Origin of the sequence: Campylobacter sp. CNRCH_2014_2452, from assembly GCF_025772865.1 — a bacterium.
GTDB classification, from domain to species: domain Bacteria; phylum Campylobacterota; class Campylobacteria; order Campylobacterales; family Campylobacteraceae; genus Campylobacter_D; species Campylobacter_D lari_D.
Window position 1 is genome coordinate 1 of the sequence record NZ_JAKMSX010000011.1, and the last position, 15,912, is coordinate 15,912.

At 30.4% G+C, this 15,912-nt stretch carries 19 protein-coding genes; 5 read left to right on the forward strand and 14 right to left on the reverse strand.

Features of this window, described 5'->3' with window-relative positions; translation table 11 throughout:
- Positions 1-40 precede the first annotated feature (40 nt).
- From L8X38_RS07340 to L8X38_RS07355, 4 genes are all read right to left on the reverse strand, one after another.
- A complete protein-coding gene (locus L8X38_RS07340; protein WP_133319916.1) occupies positions 41-400 on the reverse strand; it encodes a hypothetical protein in 360 nt (119 codons plus the stop codon).
- 124 nt (positions 401-524) lie between these two features.
- A complete protein-coding gene (locus tag L8X38_RS07345; RefSeq protein ID WP_240387661.1) occupies positions 525-728 on the reverse strand; it encodes a class I SAM-dependent methyltransferase in 204 nt (67 codons plus the stop codon).
- A 56-nt stretch (positions 729-784) separates the two neighbouring features.
- Positions 785-1,456, reverse strand: a complete 672-nt coding sequence (gene modB / locus L8X38_RS07350) for a molybdate ABC transporter permease subunit (protein WP_263661676.1) — start codon at positions 1,454-1,456, stop codon at positions 785-787.
- Positions 1,457-1,488: 32 nt separating this feature from the next.
- On the reverse strand, positions 1,489-2,694 hold the full coding sequence (locus L8X38_RS07355) for a saccharopine dehydrogenase family protein (protein WP_263661677.1): 1,206 nt from the start codon (positions 2,692-2,694) through the stop codon (positions 1,489-1,491).
- A gap of 134 nt (positions 2,695-2,828) precedes the next feature.
- Between L8X38_RS07355 and putP the strand changes: the two genes are divergently transcribed.
- From putP to L8X38_RS07375, 4 genes are all read left to right on the forward strand, one after another.
- Positions 2,829-4,307: a sodium/proline symporter PutP gene (gene putP, locus L8X38_RS07360; RefSeq protein WP_263659886.1), complete on the forward strand. Its 1,479-nt coding sequence runs from the start codon at positions 2,829-2,831 to the stop codon at positions 4,305-4,307.
- A gap of 1 nt (position 4,308) precedes the next feature.
- Complete coding sequence (locus L8X38_RS07365) at positions 4,309-5,280, forward strand: putative transporter (RefSeq protein WP_133319920.1); 972 nt, start codon at positions 4,309-4,311, stop codon at positions 5,278-5,280.
- A gap of 87 nt (positions 5,281-5,367) precedes the next feature.
- The gene (locus L8X38_RS07370; protein WP_263661678.1) at positions 5,368-6,738 is read left to right on the forward strand and encodes a hemolysin family protein; all 1,371 of its coding nucleotides are present in this window, start codon (positions 5,368-5,370) and stop codon (positions 6,736-6,738) included.
- Between the two features lie 68 nt (positions 6,739-6,806).
- On the forward strand, positions 6,807-7,289 hold the full coding sequence (locus L8X38_RS07375) for a pyridoxamine 5'-phosphate oxidase family protein (protein WP_263661679.1): 483 nt from the start codon (positions 6,807-6,809) through the stop codon (positions 7,287-7,289).
- 32 nt (positions 7,290-7,321) lie between these two features.
- On the opposite strand, the gene fusA is transcribed toward L8X38_RS07375, so the two are convergent.
- From fusA to L8X38_RS08555, 5 genes are all read right to left on the reverse strand, one after another.
- The gene (gene fusA, locus L8X38_RS07380; RefSeq protein ID WP_039617755.1) at positions 7,322-9,397 is read right to left on the reverse strand and encodes an elongation factor G; all 2,076 of its coding nucleotides are present in this window, start codon (positions 9,395-9,397) and stop codon (positions 7,322-7,324) included.
- Positions 9,398-9,409: 12 nt separating this feature from the next.
- Positions 9,410-9,880: a 30S ribosomal protein S7 gene (gene rpsG / locus L8X38_RS07385; protein ID WP_012661188.1), complete on the reverse strand. Its 471-nt coding sequence runs from the start codon at positions 9,878-9,880 to the stop codon at positions 9,410-9,412.
- Between the two features lie 67 nt (positions 9,881-9,947).
- Positions 9,948-10,331, reverse strand: a complete 384-nt coding sequence (rpsL, locus tag L8X38_RS07390) for a 30S ribosomal protein S12 (RefSeq protein WP_012661187.1) — start codon at positions 10,329-10,331, stop codon at positions 9,948-9,950.
- A gap of 70 nt (positions 10,332-10,401) precedes the next feature.
- Positions 10,402-10,596, reverse strand: coding sequence for a CatA-like O-acetyltransferase (locus tag L8X38_RS08550; protein ID WP_412175299.1), 195 nt, complete (start codon positions 10,594-10,596; stop codon positions 10,402-10,404).
- Positions 10,589-10,999: a CatA-like O-acetyltransferase gene (locus L8X38_RS08555; protein WP_412175300.1), complete on the reverse strand. Its 411-nt coding sequence runs from the start codon at positions 10,997-10,999 to the stop codon at positions 10,589-10,591. The genes L8X38_RS08550 and L8X38_RS08555 overlap by 8 nt, the downstream gene beginning before the upstream one ends.
- Positions 11,000-11,044: 45 nt before the next feature.
- On the opposite strand from L8X38_RS08555, the gene L8X38_RS07395 reads away from it, so the two are divergent.
- Positions 11,045-11,260, forward strand: a complete 216-nt coding sequence (locus L8X38_RS07395; protein WP_263659889.1) for a transposase — start codon at positions 11,045-11,047, stop codon at positions 11,258-11,260.
- Positions 11,261-11,302: 42 nt separating this feature from the next.
- Here L8X38_RS07395 and aldA read toward each other — a convergent pair whose 3' ends face one another.
- The 5 genes from aldA to L8X38_RS07420 are packed head-to-tail and all read right to left on the reverse strand — an operon-like array spanning position 11,303 to position 15,897.
- Complete coding sequence (gene aldA / locus L8X38_RS07400; RefSeq protein ID WP_263661680.1) at positions 11,303-12,742, reverse strand: aldehyde dehydrogenase; 1,440 nt, start codon at positions 12,740-12,742, stop codon at positions 11,303-11,305.
- 13 nt (positions 12,743-12,755) lie between these two features.
- Positions 12,756-13,073, reverse strand: coding sequence for an L-rhamnose mutarotase (locus L8X38_RS07405; protein ID WP_133319925.1), 318 nt, complete (start codon positions 13,071-13,073; stop codon positions 12,756-12,758).
- Positions 13,049-13,843 (reverse strand): amidohydrolase family protein, encoded by a 795-nt coding sequence (locus tag L8X38_RS07410; RefSeq protein ID WP_263660792.1) that lies wholly within the window; start codon positions 13,841-13,843, stop codon positions 13,049-13,051. The genes L8X38_RS07405 and L8X38_RS07410 overlap by 25 nt, the downstream gene beginning before the upstream one ends.
- Before the next feature lie 2 nt (positions 13,844-13,845).
- Positions 13,846-15,090 carry an L-fucose:H+ symporter permease gene (gene fucP / locus L8X38_RS07415; protein WP_263661681.1) on the reverse strand — a complete coding sequence of 415 codons (1,245 nt, stop codon included), beginning with the start codon at positions 15,088-15,090 and terminating at the stop codon, positions 13,846-13,848.
- A 15-nt stretch (positions 15,091-15,105) separates the two neighbouring features.
- Entirely contained in the window at positions 15,106-15,897 is a 792-nt protein-coding gene (locus tag L8X38_RS07420; protein ID WP_263661682.1) for an SDR family oxidoreductase, read from the reverse strand.
- Positions 15,898-15,912 lie beyond the last annotated feature (15 nt).

The window sequence follows — 15,912 nt, forward strand, 5'->3', positions numbered from 1 at the left end:
AGTGATGATAAAGACTTGATAAAGTCTTTATCATATAAAATTATTTTTCCCCTATATAAATAAAATGCTGTATACTTCCTTCAAAATTATATAAATTTATTAATTCATAATCTCCCCAAAATAATGGTTTAAAAGGTTTAAATTTTTCTTTTAATTCTTCAATCGTATTTGTAAAATTTATATAAGTAGATTCGCCATTTAATCTTGGACTAGATTTTACTTCCACTAAACCATTATCTTTAACATCTCCTGCAACAAATTCTTGATAAGCTTTAGAGCTAATCATTGTCGCGAAAATTATTGCTCCATCATTGCATAAATCATAAAATTCTTCAATAGTTTTTTGAAAGTCTTTGTTTGGTAGATAATATAAACTTTGATTTGCAAAAATAAAATCCATTTTTACATCAAATAAATTTTTAAAACTAGAATTTGGTGTAATAACATGAAAATTATTTTCATTTATCCTAGGATCTTTTTTCCAAGTATTTTTTAAACTAGGAACAATATCTATACCATAGGCATTAATACCCCCCCCCTGTTACATCTTGAAAATACTTAGAATGAACTCCATTTCCACAACCAAAATCAAGTAAATTTCCACTTGTTTTGTTTAATTTGTATTTTAAGATTCTCTCATAAAATCTTATAACATGTCCATCTGGATATTGTAAGCCATACCCTTCATTGTCATATTTTTTAGTATATCCTGATAATGAATTATCCATCATTTCTCCTTTAAATTTAAGATATAAATTGATTATACAATAAAAATAAGTCTTTGTTATTTATTTTTTAACAAATTTACACTTAACAAAACAACAAAACTAAAAATTAAAAGTATGAGACTATAAATATGAGCTGTGGCAAAATCTAAATTTTCCATACTTTCATATATAACAATACTAGCTACTTTTGTTTCTCCGCTTAAAGAACCACCTATCATTAATACTATACCAAACTCGCCCATAGTATGTGCAAAACTTATTACTAAAGCACTGAGTATAGCTGGTTTGATACTTGGTAAGATTACTTTAAAAAGTGTGATGAAAGAATTTTTTCCCAAAGAAAAACTTGCTTCTATAATATTTTTAGAAATTAAAGACATTGCGTTATATAAAGGATTAAACATAAAAGGTAAAGAGTAAATGCAACTTGCTATTACCAAGCCTTCAAAAGTAAAAGCTAAAGTGATATTAAAATATTTTTCTAAAAATTCTCCAAAAAAAGAATATTTTGAAAATAAAATCAACAAGTAAAAACCAACAACAGACGGTGGTAAAACTAAAGGTAAGGTTATTATGGTTTCTAGAATTTTTTTTGCTCTAAATTGCTTAAAAGTAAAAACCCAAGCAAGAGGTATGCAAAAACAAAACAAAATTATACAAGTAATAATAGAAAGTTTTATGGAAACTAAAAAAGGCATCCAATCTATACTTAATAATAATTGTGTCATTATTAAAACTTTCTCAAGTCAAAGACTTGAGATTATTTTCCTAAATTTGGCTCCATTTCTATAATTTTCCAAGGAAGTCCTTGAGTATTTAACTCATCCATGAAAGGTTTGGCGTCAAATTCTTCCATGTTAAACACACCTTTTCCTTGCCAAATTCCTTTAGCAATTAATTTCGTACCTATCATAGCAGGGACACCTGTAGTATAGCTCACAGCTTGCGCTCCAGTTTCTTTAAAGCATTCTTCGTGATTACAAACATTGTAAATATAAACTTGTCTATCTTTTCCATCTTTTACACCACGGATTACACAACCTATATTAGTGTAACCTTTAGTACGAGGACCTAAACTAGCAGGATCAGGAAGTAAAGTTTTTAAAAATTCTATTGGTATTATCTCTCTGCCTTGATGCATAACAGGTTTAATACCTAGCATACCAACATTTTCAAGACATTTCATATGAGTTAAATAACTTTGTCCAAAAGTCATAAAAAATCTTATTCTTTTTAGACCTTTGATATTTTTTACTAAACTTTCAAGCTCCTCATGATAAAGCAAATAACTATCCTTTACTCCTACTTCAGGATAATCCCACTCCATTTTTATTTCCATAGGTTCAGTTTCTATCCATTTTCCATTTTCCCAATAACGACCCTTAGCAGATACTTCTCTTAAATTTATCTCAGGGTTAAAATTAGTTGCAAAGGCATATCCATGATCACCTGCATTACAATCTAGTATATCAATATAATAAATTTCATCAAATAAATTTTGTTGCGCATAAGCGCAAAATACATTAGTAACACCTGGATCAAATCCACTGCCTAAAAGTCCTAAAATTCCTGCTTGTTTAAACTTATCATTTCTTGCCCATTGTTCTTTATATTCAAATTTAGCCAAATCAGGATGTTCATAGTTTGCAGTATCTACATAGTGGATATTAGTTTGAATGCACGCATCCATTAAAGCAAGATCTTGATAAGGCAAAGCCACATTTAATAAAATTTCAGCTCCTATTTTTTTAATAAGCTCTACAACAGCAGATGTGTCATCTGCATCTATTTGCTCAGTTTGAATTTCTATACCTAAACGCTCTTTTATAAAAGCTGCTATTTCATCACATTTACTTTTAGTTCTACTTGCTAGAGTTATTTTACTAAAAACATCACTATTCATTGCACATTTTACAGTTGCAACGCGACTTACACCACCTGCACCTATAATTAAAAGATTTTTCATTAACTATCCTTAATTTTTTTGAAAATTGTAACAAAAAAACTTTATAAAGCATTGAAATAAAAAATAATTTTTATAATGTTTTTTTAAAATAAAACAAGTAAAATGATGGTTTTTTAAATTTTTTAAGGACACTTATGAATTTACAAAGTGTGGAATTTTCTTATCCTATTATTATTACTTTTATTACCTATGCATTTTTAATGCTTTTTATAGGTTTTTATTTTTACAAAAAAAATCAAAATAGTAAAGATTATTTTGTCGGAAATGCATCAATGGGGCCGGTAATATCTGCCTTAAGTGCAGGTGCTTCTGATATGAGTAGTTGGCTTTTAATGGCTTTTCCCGGTGCTTTATACGCAGCTGGATTGGGACAAATTTATATAGCCATAGGTTTAAGTTTTGGTATGTTTCTAAACTGGACCTTTGTTGCTAAAAGATTAAAGATTTTTTCTCAAATAGCCAAAGAATGTATTACAATTCCTGATTTTTTTGAAAGTCGCTTTCATGATGATAGACATATTTTAAGAAGTATTTGTGCGGTAGTTATTTTAGTATTTTTTACTATTTACATTAGTGCTGGATTAGTAAGTGGTGCTAAACTTTTTGAAAGTGTATTTAATTTGCCTTATATTTTTGCATTAAGTATTGGATTTTTAGTTATTGTTTTATATACTTTTTTAGGTGGCTATAAAGCCGTATGCTGGACTGATATGATACAAGGACTTTTAATGATGAGTTCATTAATCATCATTCCTTTTGTGATGATTTTTGAACTTGGCGGCTTTGGCGAAGCTTTTTCTACTATAAATGATGTAAAACCTCAAGCTTTTGGTTTAGATGGTGGTGGTTGGCTAGTGGTAGCATCAACCTTGGCCTGGGGACTTGGATATTTTGGCCAACCTCATATTTTAATTCGCTTTATTTCTATAAAAAATGTAAAAGAAATTCCTACTGCGACTTTTATAGGCATAACTTGGATGGTAATTTCTCTATTTGGTGCTGCTATGATAGGATTTTTAGGTATTGCTTATATAGCTAAATTTGATCTTACTTTAAATGATCCTGAAAGAATATTTATTGTAATGTCTCAAGTGCTTTTTAACCCTTGGGTGGCTGGAATTTTACTCAGTGCAATTTTAGCAGCCATTATGAGTACTGCAAGTTCTCAATTGCTAGTATGCGCTTCTAGCTTGGTGCAAGATTTTTATACACAAATCTTAAAAAGAAAAACAAATGATAAAAATATTACTTTGTTGTCACGCTTAGGTGTTTTGATTGTAGCGTGTGTAGCTTTTATACTTTCACTTGATACTCAAAGTCAAATTTTAAGCATAGTCTCTTATGCTTGGGCAGGTTTTGGAGCTAGTTTTGGAAGCGTTATTTTATTTTCTTTATTTTATAAAAATATGAGCAAAGAAGGTGCAATAGCTGGAATGGTTAGCGGGGCTTTAACTGTTGTATTTTATAAGCATTTTGGTTCAAATTTTATAGAAATTTATGAAATCATTCCTGGATTTTTAGTCGCAAGTTGTTTTATTATGATTTTTAGTATAATATTTAAAGCAAAAAAACATACAATAAAACATTATGAAAAAATGCTGAAAGAAATTTAAAATGTTTAAATCTTTTTTTTATTCTAAAAAATGGGCTTTATGGGCTTACTTGGGTCTGTTTTTTTTATTGTCTTCTTTATTAGCACAAACCTCTATTAATGTAGCAATAAATGAATGGTATAAAGAATTTTACGATGTTTTACAAGATGCAAAAAATCATAGCATAAATGATTTTTATCATTTTATTAAACAATTTTTATATTTAGCACTGCCTTATGTATTAATCGCTACTATCACGCAATATTTTGGAAGCATATATGCTTTTAAATGGCGCGAGGCTATGACTTTTGATTATATTAAATTTTGGCAAAAAAAAGATGATAACATAGAAGGCAGTTCGCAAAGAATTCAAGAAGATATCTATAATTTTTCAAAAATCATAGAAAGTTTAGGGTTAGCTTTTGTCAAAGCAATTATGACTTTAGTTGCTTTTGTGCCAATTTTATGGATGTTAAGCGCACATGTTAATTTACCTATCTTAAAAGATATTAATGGCTCTTTAGTATGGATTGCATTTTTGGTTTCTTTAGGAGGTTTAGTTATATCATGGTTTGTAGGTATAAAACTACCTGGATTAGAATATAACAATCAAAAAGCCGAAGCTGCTTTTAGAAAAGAACTTGTTTTTGCTGAAGATGATAGAAAAAATTATGCAAGCGATGAAAGTATTTTAAGTTTATTTACCGGGCTTAAAATCAATTATAAAAGATTATTTTTACATTATGGATATTTTAATATATGGCTTTATTTATTTGAGCAAATCATGGTTATAGTACCCTTTTTAATCATGGCTCCAAGTTTATTTTTAGGACTTATACAACTTGGAATTATCATACAAGTTGGTAATGCTTTTGACCAGGTTAGATCTTCATTTAGCATTTTTATCACCAACTGGACAACTATCACACAGCTTCGTAGTATTTACAAGCGTTTAGATGAATTTGAAAAAAATATAGAATATAGAAAACATTAAATTAATTTAAAATATATCATTATTTTTAAGCTAATTTTATAGTTTTGATTTGATATAATTTTGCGAAATTTTATTAAAGGAGTTTTTTTGGACCCCAGTCAATCTTTAGACTTAAATCAAACACTACCTACTGTTGCCTCTATTGATATAGGCTATTCTACTTTTATGATTCTTGTTGCATTAGCTTTAGTGCTTTTAAATGGATTTTTTGTTTTATCTGAATTTGCTATTGTTAAAGTGCGTAGATCAAAACTTGAAGAAATGGTAAAAGAGAAAAAACGCAATGCAAAAAAAGCTTTGGAAGTCACTTCAAAACTAGATACTTATTTAAGTGCTTGCCAACTTGGTATTACGCTAAGCTCTCTTGCTCTTGGTTGGATAGGCGAACCTGCTATTGCTAAAATTCTTGAAGTTCCTCTAGCAAATTTAGGTTTATCTCCAGCATTAATCCATACCATAGCATTTATTATTGCTTTTGCTATTATCACATTATTGCATGTTGTGCTAGGCGAGTTGGTCCCAAAAAGCATTGCTATAGCCATTGCAGATAGAGCTGTTTTATGGGTTGCAAGACCATTGCATTTGTTTTGGTTACTTTTCTTACCTTTCATTAAAACATTTGACTTTTTAGCTGCAGTTTCTTTAAAAATTATAGGTATAAAACCTGCCAAAGAACACGAATTAAGTCACTCTGAAGAAGAGATTAAATTTATTGCGAGTGAAAGCCAAAAAGGTGGAGTTTTGGATGAATTTGAAACTGAAATCATACGCAATGCTGTCGATTTTTCAGATACAGTAGCAAAAGAAATCATGACACCTAGAAAAGATATGATTTGTCTTAATAAACAAAAAAGCTATGAAGAAAATATGCAAATAGTTTGTCAGTATAAACATACACGCTTTCCATACATAGATGGTTCTAAAGATATCATTTTAGGTATGGTGCATATTAGAGACATTATGCAAAATGAACTTAGCAAAGATAAGAAAAATTTAGATGATTTTCTAATCAAAATGATCCTAGTTCCAGAAAATATCAGCATATCTAAAGTTCTTTTCATGATGAATAAAGAACAAGTACATACAGCATTAGTAGTAGATGAATATGGCGGAACCGCTGGTCTTTTAACTATGGAAGATATTATGGAAGAAATTGTTGGTGATATTAACGATGAGCATGATGATTCTAGTCCACATTTTAAAAAGCTTGCAGAAAACATTTATGAATTTCAAGGAAGATATGAAATTAGTGAAGTAGAAGAAATGCTTGATATACGCTTTAATGAAGAATTAGAACAAGTCACTATAGGTGGATATGTTTTCAATCTTTTAGGACGCTTACCGGTGGTTGGAGATAGAATAGAAGATAAATTTTGCTACTACGAAGTCAAAAAGATGGATGGAAATAGCATAGAACGCATTAAAGTTGTACGCAAAAATACTGATGAAGAAGAGTAACAAACTCTTCTTTTTACTTTTCTACAACCCTCAAATCTTATTCATTTTAACTTACAAGGAAAATTTTTATGCAACTACATGATGAAATTAATCAATTTATACAAGAATACAAAAGCATTATGATATCGTCTTTAAATTTAAACAATCAAACCATATGTTCATATACTCCTATTATAAAAAACAAAAATGACTTTTATATTTATATTAGTGAAATTGCCGAACATTTTGAAGGAGTAAAATACAATAATAAAAACATAGAAATTATGTTTATAGAAGATGAAAAAGATTGTATATCAATCTTTGCAAGGAAAAGACTTAAATTTAGAGTTGAGAGCGTAGAAATAACAAGAGATAATCAGCTATTTGAGCAAGTATTAAATACTTATGAAAATGAAGACAATAAAGAAATAATCCAAGTCATTAAAAATATGCAAGATTTTCATTTATTTCAACTTATACTGAAAAATGGAAGATATGTTAAAGGTTTTGGGAAGGCATATGAAATTAATGAAGGAGCAATTAATTTAATTAATTCAAAAGGACATAAATAATTCAAGATGAGCTTTTTGCCCATCTTGATAGATTAACCATTTCTTTTTTTGATAATTTCTTCAGAAACATTTTTTGGAACTTCATCATAGTGATCAAATTCCATAGAATAAGTAGCACGGCCTTGAGTTTGACTTCTAAGATCGGTTGAGTAACCAAACATCTCGGCCAAAGGACAAAATGCTGTAATAATTTTATTACCACCTCTTTCATCCATTGAATTTACTTGACCACGGCGTTTATTTAAATCACCAATAACATCACCCATATATTCTTCTGGAGTTTCAACTTCAACTTTCATCATAGGTTCTAAGATTACAGCACCTGCTTTTCTAGCACCTTCTTTAAAGCCCATAGAAGCTGCAAGTTTAAATGCCATTTCAGAAGAATCCACTTCGTGGTAACTTCCATCATAAACAGTTACTTTAACATCTTCAACAGGGTATCCTGCTAAAACACCATTTTGTAATGCCTCTTGAACACCTTTGTCAACCGCTGGAATATATTCTTTTGGAATTACCCCACCTTTGATATCATTTACAAATTCATATCCACTACCTGGTTCAAGTGGCTCAAGTCTTAAGAATACATGACCATATTGTCCACGACCACCTGATTGTTTAGCGTATTTGTATTCTTGCTCAACTGTTTTTCTAATAGTTTCACGGTAAGCAACTTGAGGTTGACCTACTTCGGCTTCAACTTTAAATTCACGAAGCATTCTATCAACGATAATTTCCAAGTGAAGCTCGCCCATACCTGAAATGATAGTTTGACCACTTTCCTCATCTGTTGAAACTCTAAAGCTTGGATCTTCTTGAGCTAATTTATTTAAAGCAATAGACATTTTTTCTTGATCTGCTTTTGTTTTAGGCTCAACAGCAACTGAAATAACAGGATCTGGAAAATCCATTCTCTCTAAAATAACCTTATCTTTTTCACTTGCCAAAGTATCACCGGTTAGTGTGTCTTTAAGACCAACAACCGCTCCAATTTCTCCTGCATATAAAGTTTTAATTTCTTCTCTTTTATTAGAGTGCATTTTCAAAAGACGACCGATTCTTTCTTTTTTATCTTTTGTTGAGTTGTATGCATAAGAACCGCTTTCTAAACTTCCTCTATACACACGAACGAAAGTTAATTGCCCAACAAAAGGGTCAGTCATAATTTTAAATGCTAGGCCTGCAAACTCACCATCATCAGTTGATTTTACAGAAACTTCTGTACCGTCTTCATATTCACCTTTAATATTAGCAACTTCATCAGGAGCTGGTAAATAAGCAACAACAGCATCAAGTAATGGCTGAACACCTTTATTTTTAAAAGCTGTACCACAAAGCATAGGAACCATAGAAAGACTTAAACATCCTGCTTTAATACCTGCTTTGATTTCTTCTTGAGTAAGCTCTTCACCACCTAGGTATTTTTCCATTAATTCATCGCTTGTTTCAGAAACTGCTTCTATCATTTTTGTGCGATATTCTTCAGCCTTTTCTTTAAGTTCAGCTGGAATTTCTTTTTCTACATAATCAGTTGGTTTATTTTCATCTTCCCATACCAAAGCTTTCATGGTAATAAGATCAATTACACCTTTGAAATTATCTTCAGCGCCAATTGGAATTTGAAGTGGAACTGGGTTACCTTTCAAACGATTTTTGATTTGTTCTTCAACATTAAAGAAATTTGCACCAATTCTGTCCATTTTATTTACAAAAACAATTCTTGGAACACCGTATTTATTAGCTTGTCTCCATACGGTTTCTGATTGTGGTTGAACTCCACCTACTGAACAAAACACCGCAACTGCACCATCTAAAACACGCATTGATCTTTCAACTTCGATTGTAAAGTCAACGTGGCCTGGAGTGTCTATAAGGTTAATTTGATGGTTTTTCCAAAAACAAGTTGTAGCAGCAGAAGTAATTGTGATACCTCTTTCTTTTTCTTGCTCCATCCAGTCCATTGTAGCTGCACCATCATGCACCTCACCAATTTTATGACTCATACCTGTAAAGAAAAGAATTCTCTCACTAGTAGTTGTTTTACCTGCATCAATATGAGCTGCGATACCTATATTTCTAACTCTTTTTAAAGGAGTACTTCTTGACATATTTTACTCCTCTTACCAGCGATAATGAGCAAATGCTTTATTAGCTTCTGCCATTTTATAAGTATCTTCTTTCTTCTTGAATGAAGCACCTTTGCTATTAGCTGCATCTAATAACTCTGCTGCTAATTTTTCTATCATAGTTCTTTCGCTTCTTTTTCTAGCAAAAGAAATAATCCATCTTATAGCTAAAGCTTGTTGTCTAGCTGGGCGTACTTCTACTGGCACTTGATAAGTAGCACCACCAACACGACGAGATTTAACTTCTAATAAAGGCTTAATATTTTCAATAGCATCATTAAAAATTTCTATACCTTTTTTTTCTCCACCTTTTTTATCGATAGCTTCTAAAGCACCATACATAATAGTCGTAGCTGTGCTTTTTTTACCATCATACATTAAAGAATTAATGAATTTTGTGATTACTTTGTTTCCATAAATCGGATCTGGCAAGACTTCTCTTACCGGAGCTTTTCTTCTTCTCATAATTTTCCTTCAAATTTATAATTTTACTCAAACAAAATCAAATCTAACGGATTTGTCTGCAATTTTATTACTTAGCTGCTGCTTTAGGGCGTTTCGCACCATATTTAGAACGAGAAACGGTTCTTTTTGCAACACCTGCAGTATCTAAGGCACCGCGAACAATGTGATACTTAACACCTGGTAAGTCTTTTACCCTACCACCACGCACTAAAACAATGCTGTGTTCTTGTAGGTTGTGACCTTCACCACCGATATAACTAATAACTTCAAAGCCACTTGTAAGTCTTACTTTGGCAACTTTTCTTAACGCTGAGTTTGGTTTTTTAGGGGTTGTTGTATAAACCCTAGTGCAAACTCCCCTTCTTTGTGGACAATTTTTAAGCGCTGGAGATTTAGATTTCTCTAAAACTTTTTTGCGCTCTTTTCTAACCAATTGATTTATGGTAGGCACAATAATTCCTTTCTTTAAAAAATGTAATAAACTTTGGATAATATCTAAATTTTACTTACAAAAATATAAACTAAAAACAATTTAAATCTTTTTGCAAATTTTCTAAAAACAAACTCACATGATAAGCATCGGTGCTTGCGTGATTTACATTAATACTTAGTGGAATAAAACATTGATTTTTTTCCTTGATAATTTTCCCACTTGTAAGAATAGGAAAAAAATAATTTTCTTTTTTAGGTAAATGTAAAGAGAAATTCTCAAAAATTTATCCAAGGGATTGCTGAAATATTAAAAGAATTTTTAATATTCTCTTTTACAAACATAGTGTTTTCTTTAATGAGTTGTTTATCATGCTCGAAATTATGTAAAAAGTTTTGAAAATCTTCATTAAATTCAGTCCATAAAACACAAAAAGTCTTTGATTTTTCACAAAAAGCGGTATAACTTGGATGGATAATATCAAAACAAATTAATTTATCATCCTCTAAGTATAATTTAAATTCAGGTATTAAATTAACATTTTTACTTAAAAAATAGATAAAACTACCATAAAAAGAATATTTTTGATTTTTAACAAAAGAATAAAATTTACTAATATCTAATTTAACATTTAATTCAAAATAGCAGGGAAATTTAGTATAAAATTCAAAATGCTCTTTTCTATTGATTTATTTTTTTGATAAAATCCACCAATAAAAACAAAAGGAGATAAAATGGGTTTTTGGGATAGCGTAGGCAAAGTAGCAAAAGATGCGGCAGCTAATTTAGATGCAAAAAGCAAAGAATTACAAGCTACGAAAATAAGATTAGAGAATAAAAGTAGCAATGAATTAAAAAACATCATAAATAGTGAAGGATTTTTTAGTGCCGGTAGAACAGAAAAAGCAATGGCTGTAAAAATTCTAAAAGAACGCGGAGAAATTGATTAAAAATTTCAAACAAACCCTATCTAAAAATAGATAGGATTAAAATCATTGTTTATCGGTATTGTATTGCAAATAAACCACATGGGTAGCTAAATACTCTTCAAGACCATGTTTTCCATCAGCTCCACCTATGCCACTTTTTCTAAAACCTGCATGAAATCCTTGCATTGCTTCAAAATTTTCACGGTTAATATAAGTTTCACCAAATTTTATTTCTCTACTAGCTCTCATTGCTATATCTAAATTTTGTGTATAAATAGAACTTGTCAGTCCATATTCACAATCATTTGCCATGTCAATTGCCTCATCAAGTGTATCAAATTTAGTAATTGGTAAAATCGGAGCAAAAATTTCTTTTTGCATGATCTCATCTTCATGCTTAACATTTGTAAGAACGCTTGCGGGAAAATAATATCCGCTTGTATCGGTAATTTTTCCACCGCATTCTACAACTGCTCCTTTATTCGTAGCTCTCTCAAGCATTGCTAAAGCATTATCAACCCCTGCTTGATTGACAAGCGGACCCATATCAAAATCGCCTTTCAAAGTGTTTCCAACACTTACTTTACTCATGGCTTTTACAAATTTATCTACAAATTCATCATAAACACTTGTATGCACATAAGCTCTTTCGGCACAATTGCAAACTTGTCCGTTATTGCAAATTCTACTTGCCTTAATCGCTTCTACCGCTAAATCAATATCTGCATCTTTACACACTATAGCCGGTGCCTTTCCGCCAAGTTCTAGAGAAACCTTAATGATATTTTTAGCTGCAGCTTCCATCACTCTAGTTCCTGCTTCAACACTCCCTGTAAGACTTACCATACCTATGTTTTCATTACTTGATAATTCATGTCCTACCACACTACCCTTACCTGCAACTAAATTAAATACACCTTTTGGTAAAGAACTTTGCGAGACAAGCTTTGCAAATTCAAAAGCATTATTTGGAGTTTCACTGCTTGGTTTTATAACAATGGTGTTGCCTGTTAGTAAAGCAGGTGCCATCTTTCTTGCGATTAGAAAAAATGGAAAATTCCAAGGTAAAATTCCACCAATTACACCAATGGCGCTTTTATATAAATATATATGCTCATTAGCTCTATCACTTTGTATAATTTCGCCTTCATATCTTCTAGCCCATTCAGCAGTATAATCCATATAATCTGCCGTAAAATTAATCTCTACACTAGCTAAAGCTCTAGTTTTTCCTTGCTCTTGCATTAAAATTTCTGTTAAAAAATTAGCATTTTTGCGTATTAAACTAGCTATTTCTCTTAAATGATTTGCTCTTTCAATCGCTGGTTTAGCTTCCCAATTTTTTTGTGCCTTTTTAGCTGCTTCAATTGCTCTTTGTGTATCTTCTAAAGAAGCACTTGCCACTCTTGATATTACTTCTTTGGTAGCGGGATTTAAAACTTCTATAAATTCGCCATTGTGTGGGATAAATTCACCGTCAATATAATTTAAATAAGTTGTCATTTTTTCTCCTTTTTTAATCTAAATGAAATACTTCTTCCATATTTAGCCACTTTTGTCCTGCATGAGCTAAAGATATTTGGCAGGGATCTGTAACTTTCCACCATTGTTGTGTATTTTTATCTTTTGCCATCTTAGCCATATCTGCATCAAAATCAACACCTGTATATTCAAAATATGCAAACAAATATTCTCCAAATAAATAAATAGAATAATTTTGTATATTACATTCTTTAATCATCTCACAAACACCTTTATAAGGCTTTGCATGAAGATCTTTATACTCTTGTATTTTTTCCTTTTTAATTTTTATAATTTGACCATATCTTTGCACCTATCCTCCTTATAAATTGATAAAGCATTTTTATAAAATATCTTGTCCAAATCTTTAAAAATATTTCCTTCTATGATAAATTTAGCCCATTTAGCTGGAGCTATTTTTGCCACAGGATAATTACTACCAAATATAAATTTATCTTCACTAAAAACATTCTTTAAAAATGAAAAACATTGAGATATAAAATCTCTATGAATTTTTATCGTAAAATCATCTGGTACGGAAATTTTTATCCATAAATTTGGGAAATCTTTTAATTTATGTAATATTTTTTTATATTCATCAAAATAGTTAATTTTAGGACTGCCCATATGATTTAAAACTACTTTTAAATTAGGATTATCAAATAAAAACTTTTCCAATATCCAAAGTTCTTCATTTTTCATGCAAGCTTCAAAAGGTATATTAAAAACATTTAGAAGTTCTAATTTTTCTTTAAAATCTGCTTCAAATAGTCTCTTAGCACCCTTTTTACTAGTATGCATTACCTCTCTAAAAGCACATAAGTGTTCTTTGTACTTTAAATCAGCTAAACAAATAAAAATACCATGTTCTTGTTTTTGCTTTAATGCAAATAAAGCTTCTTTTTCCAAATCATCACTATTTGTTTCAACATACATCGCACCTAAAAAATCAAATTCTTTATACTCATTTTTTGCCCTTAAAAAATCATAATTTTGTTCCAATCTATTATTGCCTTTTATCCACGAAATAGGCATTTTACTTAAATCCCAAAGATGCAAATGAGAATCAAAAATTTTTTGCATTTTTAAGCCTTTATTTTAGAACCAAAAAAACCATACCATGATACATATAAAAATAATGGGGCCATAGCCAAATATCCCATGCTTGTTCCAAAATAATCATTAATTAAACCCATGATAATAGGCATAATAGCACCACCAACTATACTCATAACAAGTAAAGAACCACCTAATTTCACTTGATTAAAAGGAAGATTTTTTGTTGCAACTGCAAAAATAGTAGGAAAAGAAATGGACATAAAGAAAAATAATGCAATTAAAATAACTATACTAATAAATCCGCTAGCAAAATACAAGCATACACATAAAGTCACATTAATAAAAGAATACCATCCTAAAATAGTCTCACCTTTAATTTTCTTCATCAAAGGCGTAGAAAGAATACGACCTAACATAAAAGCAATTAAAGCTATCGAAAAATAATAAGCCCCTTGTTCATCTTTTAGATTTTCATTATGCTCACTAAGATAATTTATAAAAAAAGCTCCTGCACTAACTTGATTTGCTATATACAAAAATTGTGCTAGCAATCCAAAATTAAAATGTTTATGCTTAAAAACTCCAATAGGTTTTGAGGTATCTTTTTGTTCATAATCACTACTTACTGCCGATCCTTCCGGAATTTTATTCAATGCAAAAGCAATCAAGATCAAAATAACAATTGCCGCAATACCAACATACACTAGCTGGACATTACCCATATTAGCAAGTAATGCAGCTTCTATTTGTTCTTTACTTGCACCTTCTTCTTGTTTTGTAATAGATAAAAACAAAGCTCCACCTATGATAGGTCCTAAAAATTGACCCAAACCATTAAAACTTTGCGCAGCATTAATTCTAAAACTAGCATTTTTCTCATCACCAAGTTTTACCATATAAGGATTAGCACTAGTTTCCAAAGAACCAATACCGCAAGCTAAAATAAAAAAAGCAAATAAAAATAAGTAAAAATTAGCTAAATTTGTAGCTGGAATAATCAATAAACAACCTATTGCATACAAGATTAACCCAAAAATAATACCAATTTTATAAGAGTATTTATTTGCTATATATCCAGCAGGTAATGCTATGATAAAATAAGCACCAAAATAAGCGAGTTGCAAAAATCCACTTTCATGTTGAGTGATATGTAAATGATTTTGAAAATTCTTATTCATCACATCAATCAGCCCATAACTAACTCCCCATAAAAAGAAAAGAGAAGTTACTAAAATAATTGCTATTTTTATATTTTTAGAGTTATTTAACATACATCATCCTTATTATTAAATTTCATCCCAATTTAGAGCTCTATCTAAATGGATATATCCACCATCAGGAGTTAAAATTTGCCCTGTTGTGTGTGAAGCAAGAGGGCTTAGTGTAAAAACTGCTGTGTTTGCTATTTCTTCTATAGTTGTAAAACGATGACCTAATGGTATGCATTTTGCTATTTTTTCATATTGAGCTTTTGGATTTGGAAAATTTGACAACCATTTTTCATAAAGAGGAGTCATAACTTCAGCCGGTGCTATAGCATTAATTCTAATATTATCTTTTGCAAAAGCGCAAGCCCATTCTCTTGTAAAACCTATTTGAGCAGCTTTTGCTGAAGCATAAGCTGAAGTTCTACCTTGTCCTGTTAAGCCGGTTTTACTTGTGATATTTAATATACTTCCTTGTTGCTTTTTAATATATGGTAAGCATTCTTTAGTCATAGTATAATAATGAAAAAGATTATTTTCATAAGATTTAATTAATTCTTCAGTTGTAGCATCTTCTATATGTAAATTATCATTTGCTCCAGCATTATTAACCAAAGCATAAATTCCACCATATATATTAACAACACTTTTAACAAGTGTTGAAATTTGTTCTGTATTTTTTAAATCTATTTGATAAAATCCATAATTTCCGCAAATGTCTTTTAGCTCATCATCTTTTTCTTTAGAAATTTCACTTCTTGAAAAAATAATTGGAATCCCACCTTCTAAAGCCCATAATTTAGCAATACCATAACCAATCCCTTTAGCACCACCTGTGATGATACAAATTTTATTTTTAATTTTTAAATCCATAATATATCCTTTTTT